Origin of the sequence: uncultured Veillonella sp. (genome assembly GCF_934190855.1) — a bacterium.
Classification (GTDB): Bacteria; Bacillota; Negativicutes; order Veillonellales; family Veillonellaceae; genus Veillonella.
Genome location: NZ_CAKPTN010000150.1, coordinates 1 through 4,030, shown reverse-complemented (window position 1 = coordinate 4,030; position 4,030 = coordinate 1). Strand labels below are relative to the sequence as shown.

The window sequence follows — 4,030 nt, the reverse complement described above, 5'->3', positions numbered from 1 at the left end:
TCTTTTGTTGTTTTTAGCTGCGCAAATCGATTTCTCCAAATTTTTTCTTTGTAAAATGATAGGATTTTATCGGCTGGTAAGTGCTCATTGTCAAAGGTTGAGATAGCATCTTCGACGATGGTGATTTTATAACCATATTCAAAGCCTACTTTTACAGATGTATCAATGCAAAATTCCACCTGCATTCCTACGAATGTCAAATCGGTAATACTTTTGCTATCTAAATATTTCTTTAACTCACTATCTTTGAAGATGCTATTGTAATATTTGTTGAAGATCTTTTCGTTTTCTTGAGGCTTCAATTCGTGATAGACCTGCCAATTATTACTACCTATTGCTAATAAACCTTCATTTTCAGAGTGTCTGATAAAAACTACTTCTGTATTTTGATCTCTGAAATGTTGAATGATTACTTTTGTATTCGCGATAAGATTTTTCGCATCATAAGGACTTTCGTTAACTAAGCCTTCTTGAATATCGATTACGATTAATGCCTGTGCCATGATGGAGTTCCTTTATTAAAGATACATTATATGTATTATATGAAAGTAATTAGAATTTATTATATTAGTTATTAAATTATTGTCAATTTCTTCGTATATAAATATCTATATGCATTATATCAAGTATATAACAAGAAAAGGAAGAAAGCAGTATCATATATGTTGATAGTAATTTTAAGAAATGTTGTAAAATTTGATGTTGAATTTACATGATAATTTAACTACAATAATGATAAGATATTAGAAAGATGAGTGTTATATTACTAAAGTATTTTGGAGGTGATAGTATGCCGAATATAAAACCTATTTCAGATTTACGTAATTATTCTGAAGTTTTACGTGATGTTACTATAGATAGTCCCGTATTCTTAACTAAAAATGGTAGAGGTAGATATGCAATTATGGATATTCAAGATTATGAACGTGTAATGGCTACTATAAAACTTATGGGTGCTTTAGAGACAGGCCGTAAATCTGGTGAAGAACAAGGCTGGATTTCATCAGAGCAACTAAAGAGTGAACTGGGGATTTAATTATGAATAATCAAATTAGCTATGCACCAAAAGCACGAGAAGATTTGCTAGAAATAAAATCTTTTATAGAAGAAGAAACAGGTGATATTGAGTTAGCTAAGAAAACTATTTCGGACATAGTGACTACGAATGACTCGTTGAGTATATTTCCAGAAATGGGACAGCGATTATTGATTAATCTAGGGAGTAAAATTGAATATAGATATTTACTTTGTCATAATTATTTAAGCTTTTACCGTTATTTAGATCGGACTATCTATATTGATAGAATATTAAACAGTAGACGGGATTATCTTAGAATATTATTAGATGAAGTCCATTAGTTCTTAAAAGCACTATCGTTAATAGATGGTGCTTTTTATCATATGATAAAGATATTATCTCTTGGCTTTCACAAATTTTCGAAGAGTGATAAAATATAGATTATATATTCATTTTTAGAAAAGAGGCTATTATGGAACGGATTCAAGATCTTGTGTACACGCATGTGCAGGGTGGCCAGTTTAGATGGGTTACTGTCAGCACATTGATGCTCGCATTGGGCACGATATTGCATTTGGTGAGCCCTAGTGTGGCTGGGGTAACGCCAAACTGGACGATTGCTACGTACTGCGTAGCTATTTTATTGACTCGTCCAAGTTTGAGTCAAACTTTGGGGATTGGCCTTGTGGCAGCTCTCATCAACGTATTGACGTCTAAGTCAGCATTCCCTTACGGCAACTTGTTGTCTGAACCAGGTGGTGCGTTGACAGCGGCTCTTGTGACACGTGCTATGTTGTCCTTGAAGTTCCGCAAAATCGCCGGTTTCGATTTAACGCCAATCTTCTCTGGTTTCTTAGCTACCGTAGTATCTGGTGGTATCTTCGTTACTATTTTGTGGCAAGTGCTGGGTTTACCAAATAATGTATATATGTACGGTATGTGGCCATTAGTTCTTACAGTTGCTGCTTTGAACGGTGCCATTACGCCAATCTTATACATTCCGGCGCAACGTCTATTCTCTAAACGCGGTATGTTGCCAAGTGCAGAGGAATTGGGCTCTGATCATAGTCATTTGACTATCTTGCCTGAGCGCCAAGCTAAAATCTCTATTGAGCACGTAAATTACTACCATCCTAAAGCGACTACGCCGTCTCTTGAACATATCAATCTTGATGTGCATGAAGGTGACTTCCTCGTTGTGACAGGTCCTGCAGGTTGTGGTAAAAGTACCCTTTGCATGGCCATGGTTGGTGCTGTACCTAAGTTCTACGGCGGCCGCCTTGAAGGCATGGTTTTCGTAGATGGTAAAGCGACTACGCAAATGGAAATTCCAGAATTGGCTAATTACATCGGTGTAGTTCTTGCCGATTATGATACACAGCTCGTAACGATGACGGTTCGTGAAGAAGTGGCTTTTGCCATGGAGAACCGCGGTTACGATCGTGAGACGATTAAAGAACGGTCTCAAACAGTGTTTGAACAAGTTGGCCTTATTGGTTTAGAGGACCGCAAAATCACTAGCTTGTCCGGCGGTCAACGTCAACGTTTGGCCATTGCTTCCGTATTGGCTACGAACCCATCTGTTCTAGTGCTAGATGAACCAACTAGTTCCCTCGACCCAGATGGGACTGCAGAATTATATCGCCTCGTAGGTGATTTGAATCAAAAACACGGTATTACCGTTGTTGTTATCGACCATGACTTGCATGCTGTATTACCGTATGCAAACCGCATGGCTCTCATGGTAGATGGCTCTATCGCATGTGATGACGATGTACCGACTACGCTTCGTTACATGTACGAACACAATATTCACGTAGATGCGTTGCCATCTGTGTTCACTACATACATGGAACTTGAACAAGCGGGCTTCCACAGTGATGAACCTTGGCTTAGCATCGAGTCTGCTATCAAGGGTTTGCACCAAATTGAAATGGCTCACGCTATTCAAACAGAGGTGCATGGTAAAAGCAACTCTCCAGCGAATCAAAGAAATACAGTAGATAATCTTGGTGATCAATCTAATACAGTAGAAAATAGACAACCAATTCAACGCGTTGATGATGTACAAGGAAAGGACGGTGGCGCTCATGCTTAAGGTTGAAAACATCCGCTTTGGCTATGTGCCATCCGTAGACATCTTCCGGGATGTGACTTTCACCATCGAAGGCGGCGAATATATCGCCATCGGTGGTCGTAATGGTTGTGGTAAAACGACAATCACTCGTTTGCTCGTAGGCCTTGAAAAGGCTAGCGAAGGTCGTATGTACTATAACGGCACAGATATTACGTCCATGCCGCCATCTAAACGCGGTCAATTTATCGGTTATGTATTCCAACAACCGGATCGTCAAATGTTCAGACCAACGGTAGCCACAGAGGTTGCCTTTGGTCCTGAATCACTAGGCCGCTCTAAATCCGAAGTGAAACGCATCGTTGATGAAGTGTTGGAACGCACAGGTATTGCTCACTTGCGTGATGCGTACCCTCCAACATTGCGTCGCGGTGAAAAACAACGCGTTGCTATCGCTTCTGCATTAGCGATGCAATCTAAAATTCTCATCCTCGACGAACCAACAAGTGGTCAAGATGGTAAGGAAACAAAAGAGTTGTTAGCTTTATTGCGCCAACTCAATCAAGAGGGCATTACAATCCTTCTCATTACACATGATATGGAAATCATGGCTAGCGAATGTAGCCGTGCACTCATCATGGGTAATCAAACCGTTGCCTTTGATGGCAGTCCAGAAGAATTATTCAAGAAATCTACGGACGAATTGCAAGAACTAGGCCTTACAAAACCGCCAAGTGTGGAACTTTCACTAGCGGTACCATCCTTAGGCTATTGTAAATCTATGGATGAATTGAAATCTAAGTTAGTGGCTCAGTTGAGCGGGAAATAGGAGGGACATATGGAACGTTTAGTACCGTTAACAAAAATCTTGATGACCCTTGCCGTATCCGTGTGGGCCATTCTATTGCGCGACTGGGTATCTTTATTGGCCTTAGTCG

At 39.8% G+C, this 4,030-nt stretch carries 5 protein-coding genes and 1 pseudogene; 5 read left to right on the top strand and 1 reads right to left on the bottom strand.

Translation table 11 applies throughout. From position 1 onward, the window contains the following. A partial coding sequence (locus Q0F90_RS07875) for a cysteine hydrolase family protein (protein ID WP_296004533.1) occupies nucleotides 1-503 on the bottom strand: 503 nt, incomplete at its 3' end. A gap of 287 nt (nucleotides 504-790) precedes the next feature. Here Q0F90_RS07875 and Q0F90_RS07870 point away from each other — a divergent pair. From Q0F90_RS07870 to Q0F90_RS09245, 5 genes and pseudogenes are all read left to right on the top strand, one after another. Further along, entirely contained in the window at nucleotides 791-1,036 is a 246-nt protein-coding gene (locus Q0F90_RS07870) for a type II toxin-antitoxin system prevent-host-death family antitoxin (RefSeq protein ID WP_039969495.1), read from the top strand. A 2-nt stretch (nucleotides 1,037-1,038) separates the two neighbouring features. After that, nucleotides 1,039-1,359: a type II toxin-antitoxin system RelE/ParE family toxin gene (locus Q0F90_RS07865; protein ID WP_265138294.1), complete on the top strand. Its 321-nt coding sequence runs from the start codon at nucleotides 1,039-1,041 to the stop codon at nucleotides 1,357-1,359. 131 nt (nucleotides 1,360-1,490) lie between these two features. Next, a complete protein-coding gene (locus tag Q0F90_RS07860; RefSeq protein WP_296004530.1) occupies nucleotides 1,491-3,116 on the top strand; it encodes a tryptophan transporter in 1,626 nt (541 codons plus the stop codon). After that, nucleotides 3,109-3,921, top strand: coding sequence for an energy-coupling factor ABC transporter ATP-binding protein (locus tag Q0F90_RS07855; protein WP_296004528.1), 813 nt, complete (start codon nucleotides 3,109-3,111; stop codon nucleotides 3,919-3,921). Before Q0F90_RS07860 ends, Q0F90_RS07855 begins: the two co-directional genes overlap by 8 nt. Before the next feature lie 9 nt (nucleotides 3,922-3,930). Beyond that, nucleotides 3,931-4,030 (top strand): annotated as a pseudogene (locus tag Q0F90_RS09245) (energy-coupling factor transporter transmembrane protein EcfT); the annotation flags it as partial.